The sequence below is a fragment of the Sphingobium psychrophilum genome (assembly GCF_012927105.1).
Lineage (GTDB): Bacteria > Pseudomonadota > Alphaproteobacteria > Sphingomonadales > Sphingomonadaceae > Sphingobium > Sphingobium psychrophilum.
Genome location: NZ_JABBFV010000009.1, coordinates 81,077 through 96,300 on the forward strand (window position 1 = coordinate 81,077; position 15,224 = coordinate 96,300).

Annotated in this window: 11 protein-coding genes and 1 other RNA gene; 8 read left to right on the forward strand and 4 right to left on the reverse strand. The window is 64.3% G+C overall.

Annotation, left to right across the window (positions count from 1 at the left end; translation table 11 throughout):
* Positions 1 to 64 precede the first annotated feature (64 nt).
* Entirely contained in the window at positions 65 to 655 is a 591-nt protein-coding gene (locus HHL08_RS13795) for an anthranilate synthase component II (RefSeq protein ID WP_169573728.1), read from the reverse strand.
* A gap of 100 nt (positions 656 to 755) precedes the next feature.
* Here HHL08_RS13795 and ssrA point away from each other — a divergent pair.
* Positions 756 to 1,100: a transfer-messenger RNA gene (gene ssrA, locus HHL08_RS13800) on the forward strand.
* A gap of 345 nt (positions 1,101 to 1,445) precedes the next feature.
* A complete protein-coding gene (locus HHL08_RS13805; protein WP_169573729.1) occupies positions 1,446 to 1,835 on the forward strand; it encodes a tetratricopeptide repeat protein in 390 nt (129 codons plus the stop codon).
* A gap of 127 nt (positions 1,836 to 1,962) precedes the next feature.
* Here HHL08_RS13805 and HHL08_RS13810 read toward each other — a convergent pair whose 3' ends face one another.
* The gene (locus HHL08_RS13810; RefSeq protein WP_169573730.1) at positions 1,963 to 4,662 is read right to left on the reverse strand and encodes a TonB-dependent receptor domain-containing protein; all 2,700 of its coding nucleotides are present in this window, start codon (positions 4,660 to 4,662) and stop codon (positions 1,963 to 1,965) included.
* 91 nt (positions 4,663 to 4,753) lie between these two features.
* Positions 4,754 to 6,352 carry a hypothetical protein gene (locus HHL08_RS13815; protein WP_169573731.1) on the reverse strand — a complete coding sequence of 533 codons (1,599 nt, stop codon included), beginning with the start codon at positions 6,350 to 6,352 and terminating at the stop codon, positions 4,754 to 4,756.
* Positions 6,353 to 6,591: 239 nt separating this feature from the next.
* Here HHL08_RS13815 and HHL08_RS13820 point away from each other — a divergent pair, with 239 nt between their 5' ends.
* The gene (locus HHL08_RS13820; protein WP_408021780.1) at positions 6,592 to 8,019 is read left to right on the forward strand and encodes a CYTH and CHAD domain-containing protein; all 1,428 of its coding nucleotides are present in this window, start codon (positions 6,592 to 6,594) and stop codon (positions 8,017 to 8,019) included.
* 6 nt (positions 8,020 to 8,025) lie between these two features.
* Here the strand turns inward: HHL08_RS13820 and HHL08_RS13825 are convergent, their stop codons facing one another.
* On the reverse strand, positions 8,026 to 8,682 hold the full coding sequence (locus tag HHL08_RS13825; protein WP_169573733.1) for a prolyl hydroxylase family protein: 657 nt from the start codon (positions 8,680 to 8,682) through the stop codon (positions 8,026 to 8,028).
* A 172-nt stretch (positions 8,683 to 8,854) separates the two neighbouring features.
* Here HHL08_RS13825 and HHL08_RS13830 point away from each other — a divergent pair, with 172 nt between their 5' ends.
* From HHL08_RS13830 to gspG, 5 genes are read left to right on the forward strand one after another with little or no spacing between them, the layout of a single operon-like run.
* Positions 8,855 to 9,712 (forward strand): type II secretion system protein N, encoded by an 858-nt coding sequence (locus tag HHL08_RS13830; RefSeq protein ID WP_169573734.1) that lies wholly within the window; start codon positions 8,855 to 8,857, stop codon positions 9,710 to 9,712.
* Positions 9,709 to 11,913, forward strand: coding sequence for a type II secretion system secretin GspD (gene gspD, locus HHL08_RS13835; RefSeq protein WP_169573735.1), 2,205 nt, complete (start codon positions 9,709 to 9,711; stop codon positions 11,911 to 11,913). Before HHL08_RS13830 ends, gspD begins: the two co-directional genes overlap by 4 nt.
* Before the next feature lie 23 nt (positions 11,914 to 11,936).
* Complete coding sequence (gene gspE, locus HHL08_RS13840) at positions 11,937 to 13,454, forward strand: type II secretion system ATPase GspE (protein ID WP_169573835.1); 1,518 nt, start codon at positions 11,937 to 11,939, stop codon at positions 13,452 to 13,454.
* On the forward strand, positions 13,447 to 14,664 hold the full coding sequence (gspF, locus tag HHL08_RS13845) for a type II secretion system inner membrane protein GspF (protein WP_169573736.1): 1,218 nt from the start codon (positions 13,447 to 13,449) through the stop codon (positions 14,662 to 14,664). Before gspE ends, gspF begins: the two co-directional genes overlap by 8 nt.
* 11 nt (positions 14,665 to 14,675) lie before the next feature.
* Entirely contained in the window at positions 14,676 to 15,200 is a 525-nt protein-coding gene (gspG, locus tag HHL08_RS13850) for a type II secretion system major pseudopilin GspG (RefSeq protein WP_169573737.1), read from the forward strand.
* Positions 15,201 to 15,224: the final 24 nt, after the last annotated feature.

Consider the following 15,224-nt stretch of genomic DNA (forward strand, 5'->3'; position numbering starts at 1 on the left):
CGGGCGTGAAATTCCGTTTCCTATTCGCGCAATATTCGCAAAGCGACCGAGCGAAAGGCCATTGTCACGCCGTTTCGCGCTCCCGCACGGGGATACCGGCGATCTCCATGAAGTTGGCCAGCATGTCATGGCCATGTTCGGTGGCGATGCTTTCGGGATGGAATTGCACCGAATGAATCGGCAGGGTCGCATGGCGGAAGCCCATGACCGATCCGTCCTCGCTGGTGGCGTTCACTATGAGGCTGTCTGGGATATCCTCGACGATCAGCGAGTGATAGCGGGTCGCGGTGAAGGGGGAGGGCAGGCCCTTAAAAAGCCCGGTGCCATCATGGGTGACCGGCGACGTCTTGCCGTGCATCAGGCCGCCCCGGACAACCTTGCCGCCGAAATGCTGGCCGATCGCCTGATGGCCCAGGCACACGCCCAGCAACGGCGCGCCCGCATCGGCGCAGGCGGCGACGAGGTCCAGGCTGACGCCCGCCTCATTGGGGGTGCAGGGACCGGGCGACAGCAGGAACGCCTTCGCGCCGCTGGACAGGGCCTGGCCCGCCGAAATGGCGTCGTTGCGGACGACCTCCACCTGCGCGCCCAGTTCCATCAGATAATGGACCAGGTTCCAGGTGAAGCTGTCATAATTGTCGATGACGAGGATCATGGGACAGAGCCTTAGCGCGGGATGCGCGCGGGGGGAAGTGGGGAGCGAAGGCTCGCATTCCGCCAGAGGCAGTCGATCCGATCATGCGCCGATGCGCATCCCGCTTGAAAAACCATCCGCTTGGGGCCATATGGGTCGTGCCGGGTTCGCCCGGCTATGGTGATAAATTGTGTCGTATAATAGACGCAGCGGACCCGGGGGCAGTACCCGGCGTCTCCACCACATGCCCCGCTTTTAGCGGGGTGTCTGACGGGGGCGAACTAGGATCGACGTGTGTTCAAAGGCGATATTTTTACCCGGCCCGTGTAAGCCGTTAAACTGTGCAAAACTCACAAGTGCCAACGATAACGAAGCACTCGCCATTGCAGCGTAATTGAGGGCCTCACGGCCTGATATTATCCTAAAATAGCGCGGTTGAACCCACCGGGCAACAGAAGGGAATTCAGCGGCCTCCGGGAGGGCCGGGCAACAGAACCTCCCGGACCTATCCTTCATCGTCAGACATGTCGCGGCGCGCCTTTCGTGCCGCTTATCGTGCGCGCATGTCCGCAGCGAACGATGAAGCGCGCCGATAGCGGCTGCCCGATTGCGCGACACGGGTGATTCGAATCGCCTTTCAACCGCATCGATTTTCGATTACGCTTTTATGACACTATGGCGTAAAAATGATAATATGTTGAAATAGAACGCAAGAAAATCGTTTTTGCTGGTCCGATGCGCCCTTGTCCTGATGTCATCTAAATGAAATACTTCTGGCTATAGTGAGAAGTTTTTTCTGGAGGCATGAGAGATGAAGAAGGTCGCTGTGATGATGGGTCTGGCTTTGGCGGCGATGACGCCGAACATGGCCCAGGCGGCGGCCGAAGGGCAGGATCTGGTGGTCGTCGCCGGTCCCGAAGGTCGGCTGGCGGCCAGTGCTTTGGCGGCCGGACGCTATGACGCGGCGCTGCGCAAGCTGGAGCCGATGCAGGTCTATGGCGAGAATGACCCGGCCCGCCTCATCAACCTGGGCAATGCCTATGCGGGTTCTGGCCGCCTGGCGCAGGCGCGTGAAGCCTATCGCTCGGCCCGCTTCGCACCGGAAACGACACTGGTGCTGGCCAATGGCGCGGAAGAATCCTCGCGCACGGTCGCCATGCGCGCGCTCAGCCGCCTCAATCCCAGCTACGCCATGCGCTGATCGCACAATATAAGGTGCAGGGAGCGGGGGTGTCGTCCGACAGGGCGGCGCCCCTTCGCGTTTGCGGACATGAAAAAGGCCGACCGGTTAGCCCCGGCCGGCCTTTTTCATGCGATGGATCGTCCGATCAGAAGGCCACGGTGAGCGAGGCCGCGATCGTCGTGCCGATCTTGTAGCGGTTATAATAGACGCGGTTGCCGTCCTGCTCCTGAAACTCCTGAAACTTGCGTCCCAGGATGTTGCGCGCTTCGAACTTGACCTCGCTGTTGATGCCGCCGGGCAACTTCACGCCCTGCCGCGCCACGAAGTCGAGCTGAACGCCCGGCCGTTCCTTGATGTCCGGTTGCAGGTTGGGGCCGCGGCTGGTGACGCGGTCGCTGGCATAGGTCAGCAACAGGGTCTGCTGCGACAGCTTCTCCGTGTCCTCCAGCCCAATCTGAAGATTGACCAGATGGTCCGACTGGCCCGTCAACGGCGCGCCGTCGATGAAATAGTCGGATGCGGCGGGCAGGTCGCCGGTGGTGTAGGTGTAGGGGATGGTGGTGTCGCCATCGCTGACCTTCAGTTCCGACTGGGTGTAGGTGTAGTTGGCGATCAGCGCGATCCGGCGGCTCTGGAAGAAGGTCGAGTCCATCCCGTCGAGCGGGATATATTTCTGCGCTTCGACCTCCGCGCCGTAGAGCGTGGCTTCCGGTGCATTGGCGAAGCTGGTCGTCACCGCATAGGTATCGCTGATGGTGGTGTAGGTTTCGATCGGGTTCTTGATCTTCTTGTAGAAACCCGATGCGGTCAGTCGCTCGTCGCGGCCCATATACCATTCCGCCCGGATTTCAGCGTTCCACAGTTCGCTGTCCTGCAAGAATGGGTTGCCGCGATAGAAGCGGTTGGAGTCGGTGTCGATGAACGGCTGGGCGATCAACTCGCGGAATTGCGGGCGGGCCAGCGTCTTGGAGCCCGACGCGCGGAATTGCAGGCCGCCACCGGCATCATAGGTCAGCGTCAGGGCGGGCAACCAGTAATTATTCTTGATCTGGTTGAACGGCGTCACACCGGTCGCATAGACGTCCACGCCCGTCACCGACTGGCGGCCGCTTTCATAGCGGACGCCGGCATCGATGCTGAAGCCGGGGAAGAGTTCCGCCTTCACCTGGCCATAGCCGGCATGGACGCGCATGGCGGCGTCATAGACCGGATAATTGCCGGAGAAGTCGAGCAGGCCCAGATCATAGAGCTGGATCGTCGCGTCCGACAGCAGATAGTCGGGGCGCAACTGCTGCACCGCGATCGGCAGGTTGACCGCGTCGAAATGCAGTTCGTAGCGCGACGAGGTACGCTTCGTGTCGGTATAGGCGTAACCGCCGGTGATCACGAATTTGGGCGCGATCTTGTAGCTGAGGTCCGCGCCGCCGAACCAGAGATTTTCGTTGAGGTCGCTAAAGGTTACCGATGCGTCGCCGCGCTGGCGGTTGAGCGCGTTGACGAAGCGGTCGCCAACCGGATCGGTGTTCAGGTCGCGGTTGGAGCGGACATAGACAAATTCGCGTTCATAGGGCGCTTCGCGCTGCGAATTGGCGTAGGAGCCGCGCAGGTCGAGGCTCAATGCGTCGCTGAACTTGAACTCGCCGGTGAACTGGGTGTCGATCAACTGACGCTCATACCAGGCGGTCTGCTGCGTCATATAATCGGCACCCTGGATCAACCCGTCATTCTGGCCGACCGCAAGCGATGCGCGCTTCAGGGTGTCGCGGATATAGAGGTTGGTCCAGCGTATCTTCTGGTCGCCCCATTCAGCGCCGAAACCAAGCAGGCCGTTGACCGTCACCTGATTGTCGGTGACGACTTGGCTGGCGCTTTTGCCCGCGCCTTCCGACACGGTCAGCGACGCCTGTTGCAGGTTGTCGCGGGTGCGCCATTTGTTGCTGTAGCCCGCCGTGGCGATAACGCCCACGCGCGCATCGCCGATGTCGAACGCGGTGCCGCCATTGAGCGTGCCGGAGAAATTGAAGGGCAGACTGTTCGTCCGCTGCACGACCGAGGTCTTGCTGTTGAGGAACTGCATCGCAATTCCCTGCTGATCGGCGCGGTCGATATTGGCGAAGGGCACGCCCGCGCCAAATGCATTCTTGAGCAGCGGCGGCACGTCGCGCGAGCTGTCGTCGAAGCCGGTCCAGTCGGACTTGCTGCCATAATAGGTGTAGCCGAGTTGGCCAGACGTTTCGGTGTTGGCCGAACTGCCGACGCCAAATTCCAGATAGGATTCGGTCGGGATCGCCTTGGTCGTCAGGTTGATGACGCCGCCGCCAAATTCACCGGGGAAATTGGCCGAAAAGCTTTTCTGGACCAGGGTCGATGCGATAACGCTGGTGGGGAACAGGTCGAGAGGAACGACGCGCTTCAAAGGCTCGGGGCTGGGCAGCGGCGAGCCGTTGAGCAGGGCGAGCGAATAGCGATCGCCCAGGCCGCGAACATAGACATAGCCGCCCGCAGCGACCGACAGGCCGGTGACGCGCTGGAGCGATCCGGCGATGTCGCCTTCGCCCGTGCGCTTGATATCGGCGGCGGAAAGGACGTTGACGACCTGCGGCGCGGATTGCGAGATATTGCTGTTGCGACGGCCAGTGACGATGATGTCGGAACCGGGGATCGACACGTCGACATTGCCGGTCTGGGCGGCGGCTTCGTCGGCGGCGCTGGGCGTGCTCGACATGCCGGCATCGCCGGTGGACGGCGTACCGGCGGTGATCGCGTCGGTCTGCGCCATCGCCATGGGAGCGACCAGCGCGGTGGAAATCAGGAGCAGGCGCGCCAGGCTGAGCGGCTTCGACATGCTATATATCCCCCTTGGGAAAATTCAGTGCAAAGAGGGCGGGGAAGCGCTGCATCACGCTCCCCCGCCCCTGTTGAGGTCGTGGGTCCGATCAGGTGGTCGGGATCGCCGTGCAGTTCTTGCTGGTGCTGCCGAAGCTGGCGGTCACCGAATTGCAGGTCCAGCCGGCATACCAGGTGTCGCTGCTGTCCTTTACCGCACCGATATAGTTGGTGGTGGTGAAGGCGGCGTCGATGGTCTTGGGGTCGATCGCGGTGCGGGCGGTTTCGGTCGCGCCGTTGATGAACAGGCTGGTCAGCGACGGGGTGTAGCTGATCGTGCTGTTCGCACCGGCTTCGAAGATCGACTGGACCAGCGCGGCGTCAACGCCGGTGCCGGTGCCCTTATAAGGCGTGCTGTTGCACTGCATCACCACCGACAGGTAGCGCGGCTTGCCGGCGTCTTGCAGCGCCGTGTCGGCGTCGCGGACGGCGGCAGCGCCGTTGATGCGCAGGCAGCTCTGGTTGGGGCTGACGATGATGCCGTTGACCAGCGCCAGGTCGGCGCCGCCGCGCAGCAGCATCGATGCACCGTCGTCGCCGGTGTTCGAACGCTGGATATGCGTGAAGTTGGCGACCTTCAGATACTGGCGGGGCAGGGCGTCCTCGCTGGCATTGCTGTTGGTGGCCGAACCGTTCGAGTCGGTTTCGAGGAAGGTGTCGCCGATATTGTTCCCTTCGCGCTGGGCGGAGATCACGAACTGGGCGGTGCCGCGGAAGCCGACGTCGGTGTCCAGATTGTCGTCTTCGTTACCGGTCAGGACCAGATACTTCAGGTTGGCCGAGCCACCGAAGGCTTCGATGCCATCGTCCGAGCTGTTGTGAACCTGGATATGGTCGATCACGGTGCCGGTGCCGACGCCTGCGGGGGTCAGGCCCTGCAATTCCTTGCCGTCTGCCAGGACGAAGCCCGAATAACGGATCTGGACATAGCTGAGACGGCCCGAGCTGTCAGTGTCGGTCGCGCCGCCATAGAGGGCGTTGCTGGTGCCTTCAGTGTCGCGTTCGCAGGCCGTGGTGCCCGCTGCGGCGGCAGGCGCCTGGCAATCGGTGATCTTGGCGCGGCCGAGCAGCACGATGCCGCCCCACTGGCCCGACGACTGGTCGGTGTTGGTGCCCAGGACGTTTTCACGGCTGGTGAAGATCACCGGTTGCGTGGCGGTGCCGATTGCGTTGATCTTGTTGCCGCGGTTGACGGCCAGGAAGGCGCTGCCGGTGCTGGCGAACACGACCACGCCCGGATCGATCGTCAGCGTGACGTCGGTGCCGGTGCTGGCGGCACCCTTGTCCGTGCCAACGTCGACGCGGCCGGGGAGCGAGTAGATCACGCCGGTCGTCTTGGCGATGGCGGTGGAGCTGTTGAAACGGGCGGGGAAGCCGCAATTGCGCCAGCTGTTGGTGCCATCCGAGATGGTGCCTAGGTTGGTCAGCTGGTCCGCACCGCTAAGGGTCGGGCAGTCGGCCGCAGGGGTCACCGCGGTCGGCGTGGGGGTCGGCGTAGGCGTGGGGGTCGGCGTGGGGGTCGGCGTCGGCGCGGGGATGACGATGGTGCCTTCGCCCGGCGAAGCGATGTCGTCCGCGCCGCAGGCGCTCAGGCCCACGCAGGCGCAGCTCGCCATCAGGATCGTTTGGATACGGTTAATCTTGGCCATGTCGTCTCCGCTCCGGCCTGTTGCCGGGATTGTTGAAGTGCGGACCGCAGGGGAATTTCGAATCGGACAACGCCCCCTGTCGCCCTCAGACCGGGCAGTTAGGCGCGACAGATGACAGGCTGATGCTGCTTCTATGACAGATGGGCGTCGGTAAAATGACAGTTCGAAGACTCCTTCGCCATTTCCATGGTTAAGGCCGTTCATGCTAAAGGCCGTGCCGGGTGGGATGCTGGCAGGAGATGGGCTTGCAACCGGAAATCGAACTGAAGCTGGACCTGACGCCGGAAGCGGCGGAGATGTTCGCGCAATGGCCCTTCCTGCCGACGGAGAGCCAGACGGCGGCGCTGCACGCCACCTATTTCGATACGCCCGATCATCAACTGGGCAAGCGGGGCATGAGCCTGCGCATCCGGCGATCGGGGCGGCGGCGTGTCCAGACGGTCAAGGCGGACGGGCACGAGGGGGCGGGCCTGTTCGCGCGCGACGAATGGGAAATGCCGGTGCGCGGTGCTACGCCGGTGCTGGACGATCGCACGCCTGTCGCCGCGCTGCTGGGCGAGGCCGTGGGGCAAGTGGACCGGATGTTCACCGTCGATGTGCAGCGCCGGACCTGGATGGTGACGCAGGACGGCGCGACGATCGAACTAGTGCTGGATCGCGGCGCGGTGCTGGCGGCGGGGCGGGAACAGGCGATCTGCGAGATCGAACTGGAATTGAAGGCAGGCGATCCGGCGGCGCTGTTCGCCCTGGCGCGGCGTATCGACGCGGACATTGCCCTGCGGCCCGGCGTCCTGAGCAAGGCCGAGCGCGGCTATCGGCTGACGGCGGCGTTGCCGACCGCGTTCAGGGCCGAACCTGTGGCGCTCGACCCGGCTATGACGGTCGGTCAGGCTTTCCTGCGGATCGCCGCTTCATGCCTGCGCCAATATCGGCTGAACGAAGCGCTGCTGCTCGACCATTATACGCCCGAAGCGCTGCATCAGGCGCGAGTCGCGATCCGGCGGATGCGATCGGCGCTGAAACTGTTCAGTACGGTCTTGCAGGCGTTGGACGTGACGCGCTTCCAAAATGAATTGCGCTGGCTGGCGGCAACGCTGGGTGAGGCTCGCGACCTGGATGTTCTGGCGGCGCGGATCGGCGACGGGCGGATCGAGGGGCCGCGGGCGGCGGCGCAGGGCCGCGCGCTGCAATGGCTGGCATCGGCGCGGGTGCGTATGCTGCTGCTCGACCTGGTGGAATGGCTGGCGCTGGGGGCGGGGCTGGGCGCGAAAGCGGATCGGTTGGCGGCTCCCTTCGCCGCGACCCGCCTGCGCAAGCTTCGCAAGCGGATATCGAAGGGCGGCAAGCCTATGGCGCGGCTGAGCGACGAGGCGCGCCATAAGGTGCGAAAAGAGGCGAAAAGGCTCCGCTATGGCGCTGAATTCTTTACCGGACTGTTCGACAACAAAAAGAAGCGGCGTCGGCGGCGCAAGATATTTCTGGGCAGGCTGGAAAGCATGCAGGATGTGCTGGGCACGCTCAACGATCTGGTCACGACGCCTGTCACGCTCGCCCGTCATGGACTGCCGGCCGACATCGGGACCGGCAGGGCGGAGAAGGCGGACTTGCTTACCGCAGCGGCACAGGCGCATGACGAATTTGTCGATGCGCGCCGTTTCTGGACCTGACCCGCTTCAACCCCATGGACGTTCCCGATACCATTTGGTGATGACATGCTTCAACCCGGACCGCACTTTCATGCCGTGATGGAGGCTGGCTGGGTTGGGCGCGCCCGCCCCGTCGCGGTTGTTCCAGGCGAGCAGTTTGCCGGTTTCGGGCTGGACGGTCTTGCCGATTTTCGTGAAGCGGGTCGCGCCGCCGGCCGCCGGTTCGTTCAGATAGACCATCAGCGTCCAGGTGCGATTGCCCGCCACCGAACAATATTGCGCATAATCGGACCCCTTGGGATCGAAATAATCGGTATGCGCTTTGAATTCTTGACCCACATCATAGCGTTGGCCCTGGATGGGTTCGCCATGGGGCGACGCTATCCCGGCAAAGGCGTCCAACCGCGCATTGATGACGGCGACGAAGGGATCGTCATGGTCGAGGTCGCAGGTTTCGCTGGTACGGAAATAGCCGTCGCCATTGGCGTCCGCGATGGTGGAGGGGCGGCGTTTGGCGTCGATCCGATCGATCAGCCCGACACATTCGTCCGCGGTCAGGAAGCGGCGCTGGATGAATAGGGTCAAAGCGCGGCTCGGCACGCGCTGGACGCGCGGATGGGCGGCGATCCATGCAGGGTCTGCGTCGGTCGCGAGGGCTGGAGGCGCGGCGGTCAGGTCCGTCATGGCGAGTTCCGAAAGAAGCGAATAATGGCGTAAGACGTCGCAGTAGCTATATTCCAGCCGCGGAAATGCAAGATGGCATAGCCATGTCATATTTACGCAATATAACTGTCATGCAGCAGTAAGATCAGATGCCTAGCAGGCTCCCGAATGATTGGGGGCGTGGGGCAGCAGCATGCGGGTGCCATTTAGCGACAGAATGCGCGGCTTTGGACGCGGGAGGGCCACGGCCATTCCCGCGGTCGACTGGCTTGCGCTGCTAGAACGGGCGCTGCTCGTCCTGCTGGCGTTGCAACTGGTGCGGCTGGTCTGGGCGGTCGTCGTGCCGGTCGGGAGATTTGGTCCCTGGGAAGGGCGGCAGGCGCAGATCCTGTCCCCAAGCGCGCGGCAGGCGCTGTTCGCCAGCTTCGATCCCTTTTTCCGCACCGGCGCGCCGCAACAGGCGGGCAGCGGCGTCGTCACCTCGCTGGCGCTGACCCTCTATGGCGTGCGGGTGAACGAGGGATCGGGCCTTGGATCGGCCATCATCGCTGCGCCCGACGGGGTGCAGAACAGTTTTGCCGTGGGCGATGAAATCATGCCGGGCGTCGTCCTGAAGGCCGTGACGTTCGATCATGTGACGATCGATCGGGGCGGCGCGGAAGAACAGATTTTCATCGACCAGTCGACCCCGGCGCCCGAAGCCGAACCCGCCCCTACGCAGGGCGCGGGCTGGCAGAGCGCCGCGCCGCCGCCGCCCGCAGCACCAGGCGCAGGCCCGAGCGTGGATAGCCTGAAGCGCGACATCGGCTTTGCCCCGCGCATACAGAATGGCCGCGTCACCGGCGTTGCGGTCATGGCCAAGGGGCCGGCCTTCGCAGCCGCAGGCTTCCGCCCCGGCGACATCATCAGCCAGATCAACGGACAGCCGATCGGATCGGCCGGGGATCTCCAGGCGCTCCAGAACCAGATCGCGCCCGGTGCGCGCCTTTCCCTCACCGTCGAGCGCGGCGCCGCCGTGGCATCGGTCAACATCATAGTGCAAGGCCAATGACCCGCAAACTCCTCCTTACCGCCGCTACGGCGCTCGCCCTGGCCACGCCGATCGCCGCGCCGCTGATGGCGCAGCAGACGCTCAACGTCCGCGACGCCGACATCCGTGCCTTCATTCAGGATGCGGCGCGGGTGACGGGGCGGACTTTTATCATCGACAATAGGGTGCAGGGGAAAGTGTCGGTCGTGACCGACCGGCCGCTGTCGCGATCCGAATATTTCGAGATCGTGCTGTCCACCCTGCGCGCCAACGGCCTGGTCGCGGTGCCCGCACCCGGCGGCGCATACCGCATCCAGCCGGCCGATGGCGCGGCGGGCCAGCCGAGCAGCGTCGGCCGCGCGGCCAGCCGCAACAGCTTCGTGACGGAGGTCTTCCGCCTGCGCTCCATCGACGCGGCGAGCGCGCTGGAAACGCTGCGCCCATTGGTCAGCAAGGAAGGGTCCGTCACCGCCAACCGCGCCGGCAACAGCGTGGTGGTGGCCGATTATGCCGACAATATATCGCGCATCCGCCAGGTGATCGCCCGCATCGACCGCGATACGTCCGCGACGCAGATGGTGATGCTGAAAAATGCCGGCGCGCGGGAAATTGCGACCTCGCTTCAGGCGCTGGTGGCGACCAACGGCGGTGGCGAGAATGCGGCGGCATCGGCCGCGACCGTCGTGCCGATCGACAGCAGTAACGCCGTCGCGATCCGCGGCGACGCCAGCACCGTGGCCCGGCTGGCGGCGATGGCGCGCCAACTGGATCAGCAAGCGGCGAGCGGCACCGAAATCCGCGTCTATTGGCTGGAACATGCCGATGCCGAAAAATTGCTGCCCGTGTTGCAGCAACTCGTCGGCCAATCGACCAGCCAGCCGGTGACGGCATCGACGCCGTCCGCAGGCGCTGCGCCTGCCGCGCAAGCGGCTGTGCCGGTCGCGGCATCCTCCTCCTCTTCCTCCTCCAGCGGCGGCGGCATTTCGACGCGCGGCCCGGCGATCGTTACCCGTTACGAAGGCGCGAACGCGATCATCGTCGCGGCCAACAGCGACGTGCAGCGGATGCTGGGCGAAACCATCCGCCAGGTCGATACCCGGCGCGAACAGGTGCTGGTGGAAGCGATCATTGTCGAGATCAGCGATGCGGCGGCCAAGAAGCTGGGCGTGCAGTTCCTGCTCGGCAGCACATCGACCGGCTTCGCCGCCAGCAACTACTCAAACGCCTCGCCCAATCTATTGACCCTGGCGGGCGCCTATGGCGCGACGCAGCTGGGCACCACGACCACGACGGTTGTGGCCCCGGACGGCACACGCACTACGACGGAGGTGCAGAATAGCGGCGACCTCGCCAGCACATTGCAGGAATCGGCGATCAGCAGCTTGACCAGCGCGACCGGCGCGATCCTGGGGCTGGGCGGCAGCATCGGCAAGAACGGCATTTTCGGCGCGATCATCAATGCGGTGAAATCCGACACCGAAAGCAATCTGCTTTCCACGCCGTCGGTGATGACGCTGGACAACCAGAAGGCGTCGATCCTGGTCGGGCAGCAGGTGCCGGTGACGACCGGTGAGGCGCTGAGCCAGAATTTCGACAATCAGTTCCGCACCGTCCAGCGCCAGGATGTCGGCATCAAGCTGGAGGTGAAGCCGCAGATCAACACCGGCGGCGCGATCAAGCTGTTCCTGCGCCAGGAAGTGTCGAGCGTGGCCGGGCCGGTCAGCAACTCCAGCAGCGACCTCATCATCAACAAGCGCGAGATCGAGACGACGGTCACGGTGGACGATGGCGAGATATTGGCGCTGGGCGGCCTGCTGGACGATAATGAGCGCAAGACGATCGAGCGCATCCCGCTGCTGTCCGACATTCCGGGGCTGGGCGAATTGTTCAAATCGCGCAGCAAGAGCCGGACCAAGACCAATTTGATGGTCTTCATCCGCCCGACCATCCTGCGGTCGAAGGAAGATGCGCAACGACTGACGCAGCAACGCTACGGCTATGTCCGCAACATGCAGTTGCAGCGCAATCCTGAAGTCGAACCGACCATCGATGAGCTGGTGCGCGACTATATGGGCGCGACGCCGCCGGTTGCGGTGGCACAGCCGGGCGACGCGGTGATGCAGCCCGAAGCCGCGCCGCCGCAGGTCATCGAACCCATCGTCCGCCAGTCGAGCGGCGTGGTGCGGCCGGTCGAGATACCGGCGAGCGGAGAGCGCAAGTGAGCGAACCGACGCAACCCGATGCCATGTTCCCGCCCGCGCCGCCGTCGCGCCCCATCGACATTCCCTATGTCTTCGCGCGCAAGCATGGCGTCGTCATGCTGCCGATCGAGGGCGAGCGGCTGACCATCGCGGTGCGCGCAGGCAGCGATCCGCGCGTTCTGCTGGAAGTGCGGCGGCATCTCTCGCGCAGTTTCGATGTCATCTTCGTCGAACCCGGCGAGTTCGACCGGCACCTGTCCAACCATTATGCAATGGAGGGCAGCGCCGCCGCCATGGCCGGATCGCTGGAAGTCGGCGCGGACGAGCTGGACATATTGGCGGCCGACATTCCGACCGCCGACGACTTGCTCGACAGCGCGGACGATGCGCCCGCCATCCGCCTGATCAACGGCATTATCGCCGAAGCGGCACGGCAGGGCGTGTCGGATATTCATATCGAACCCTATGAAACCGGCCTGGTCGTACGGATGCGGATCGACGGCGTGCTGCGCGAAACGCTGCGGATGCCGCCCCATGTCGCGCCGGTGGTGGTCAGCCGGGTCAAGGTGATGGCCCGGCTCGACATTGCCGAGCGGCGGGTGCCGCAGGATGGCCGCATCGGGCTGACGCTGGGCGGAAAACTGCTCGACGTGCGCGTTTCCACCCTGCCCAGCCGGGCTGGCGAGCGGGTGGTGCTACGTATTCTCGACAAGGAGAATGCGGGCATCACGCTGGACCTGTTGGGCATGAACGGGGTGCCCGACCGCATTTTCCGCGAAGGGTTGAGCGAACCCAACGGCATCATCTTGGTCACCGGGCCGACCGGATCGGGCAAGACGACGACGCTCTATGCCGGGCTGCGTCAGCTTAATGACGGCACGCGCAATATCCTGACGGTCGAAGACCCGGTCGAATATGCGATGGAGGGTGTGGGCCAGACCCAGGTCAACGCGAAGGTGGGCCTGACCTTCGCGGCCGGCCTGCGCGCCATCCTGCGGCAAGACCCCGACGTCGTCATGGTCGGCGAAATCCGCGACCGCGAGACGGCGGAGATTGCGGTGCAGGCTTCGCTGACCGGGCATCTCGTCCTGTCCACGGTCCACACCAACGACGCGGTCGGCGCGATCACTCGAATGCGCGACATGCGGGTCGAACCCTTCCTGCTCGCCTCCACCCTGCGCGCGGTCATCGCTCAGCGGCTGGTCCGACGGCTGTGCCAGAATTGCCGCGAGCCGGTGCAGGCGGACAAGTCGGCCAGCGCGCTGCTGGGCTTCGACCCCGGCACGATCATCTATCGCGCCAAGGGCTGCGATACGTGCGGCGGCAGCGGTTACAAGGGCCGGATCGGCGTGTTCGAGGCGATCCGGGTGGACGATACGATCCGCCGCCTCATCAACGATGGCGGCGACGAATCGCTCATCGCGCGCCATGCGTTTCTCAACGCGCCCAATCTGGGGTCGGCGGCCCGCGCGCTGGTGCGCGACGGGCAGACTACGGCCGAAGAAGCCATTCGCGTGTCCCGACGCGACGCGATCGAGGCGGAAACCATCGCCGATGGCTGATTTCGACTATAGCGCGATCGACCCGGCGGGCCGCGAGCGCAGCGGCAGCATCAAGGCCGGGACGATCGAGGATGCGCGCGCCAAGCTGGACGCGCGCAAGCTGTTCATCGTGCGGATCGAGCCGGGCGCTGTCGAAACGGCGCGCAAGCGGGCGAATCTGTCGCTGCGAAGCCCGCGCCTCAGCCCCAAGGAACTGACGCTGTTCACGCGCCAGCTGGCGACGCTGACCCAGGTCAGCCCGCTGGAGGAATCGCTGCGCACCATCGGCCGCCAGAGCGAGCAGGACCATGTCCGCGCGATCGTGGGCAAAGTGCATGGCGGGGTGATGGAAGGACGGCGGCTGGCCGACGCGATGGGCGCGGAGCCGAAAAGCTTCCCGCCGCTCTATCGTGCGATGATCTCCGCCGGTGAAAGCTCCGGCAGTTTGCCCACGATCATGGAGCGGCTGTCGGACCTGATGGAACGGCAGGCGGTGATGCGCTCGAAAGTGCTGACCGCCATCGCCTATCCATCAGTGTTGGCGACCTTCGCCGTGTTCGTGGTCGCCGCGCTGATGATCTTCGTCGTGCCCAAAGTGGTCGAACAATTCGATACGGTCGGGCAGGAATTGCCTTTGCTGACCCGGATCGTGATGGCCATATCCGCTTTCCTGGCCGCCTATTGGTGGTTGCTGCTGATATTGATGCTGCTGGCTGGCGTCGGTTTTTGGCGCGCGCTGAAGAATGACGGCTTTCGCTATCGTTTCGACGCGATGATGCTGGGATTGCCGGTGCTGGGCAAGCTGATCCGCGACCTGCACGCGGCGCGGATGGCGCGCACATTGTCCACCATGGTCGCCAGCCGCCTGCCGCTGATGGAGGGGCTGACGCTGACCGCCAACACCGTCCATAATCGCGTGCTGCGCAAGGCATCGGACGAGATCGTCGAGGCGATCCGGGGTGGCGGCAGCCTGTCCGCCGCGCTGCGCCGAGCGGGCGTGTTTCCACCCTTGCTAGTCTATCTCGCGGCCAGCGGCGAGAGCGCCGGGCGGCTGGACACCATGCTGGAGCGCGCGGCCGACTATCTGGAGCGGGAGTTTGACGCCTTCACCTCCACCGCCCTCGCCATGCTGGAGCCGATCATCATCATATTGATGGGCGGCATCGTCGCCGTCATCATCCTGTCCATCCTGTTGCCGATCCTGCAGCTGCAAAGCCTGACCGGGGCTTGAAGGAGTTGAATATGTTGAAACTAACATCCGTTCGGGCTGAGCCTGTCGAAGCCCTGTCCTTCTTGGAAAGAAAAGAAAAGCCCTTCGACAGGCTCAGGGCGAACGGAAACGAGACGTTGAGGGAGGCTGGCTTCACGCTGGTCGAACTGATGGTCGTCATCGTCATCATCGGCCTGCTAGCGACGATCGTGGCGATCAACGTCATCCCCGCGACTGACACAGCACGGGTGGAGAAGGCGAAGGCGGACATCGCCACCATCGAACAGGCGCTGGAGCAATATCGGCTCGACAACCTGACCTATCCGGCCGGATCTGACGGGTTGCAGGCCTTGCTCAACCCGCCCGCCTCGCTGGCGCAGCCGCAGCGTTATCGCCGCGGTGGCTATATCAAGAAGCTGCCCGACGATCCGTGGGGCCGCGCCTATGTCTATACCGTGCCGGGCCGCAAGGGCGCGTTCGACATCAGCTCGCTGGGCGCGGACGGCCAGCCGGGCGGAGATCAAGAAAATGCGGATATCTATTCCAGCGAAATCTGAGCGGCTGTTCCCCGGCGCAGGCCG